Source organism: Arthrobacter sp. 05T442 (genome assembly GCF_056395945.1).
Window position 1 is genome coordinate 1 of sequence record NZ_JBFTKM010000078.1, and the last position, 320, is coordinate 320.

Annotated in this window: 1 pseudogene; it reads left to right on the top strand. The window is 67.5% G+C overall.

Annotated features, from left to right (window positions below):
- Positions 1-320: pseudogene (locus AC1DES_RS19265) on the top strand (hypothetical protein); the annotation flags it as partial.

The following is a 320-nucleotide window of genomic DNA, read 5'->3' on the forward strand; positions in this document are numbered from 1 at the left end:
AGCATCGGGGCCGACGTCGGGATCTACTCCACCGCCTACCAGTTCGGAAAAATTGCCGGCAGCATTGATCCCGGCAGCAACCTGAACAGGCTCAAGAACTGGATTCCCGGAGCGGCGGCGTCCGCGCAGACGAACTGCGCGTCCAAACCGCTCACACCCGGCGGGACCATCACGCTGACCCAATTCACCGCCGGAGGCCTCGACTATAACTACCCGTGCCCAACAGTCCCGCCGAACCCGCCGGCCCCGCAGCCTGAGGAAGTCCCGACGCCCGCTCCGGCGCAGACGCCGGAGCAATCTCCCCGCCCCGCGTACGCCCC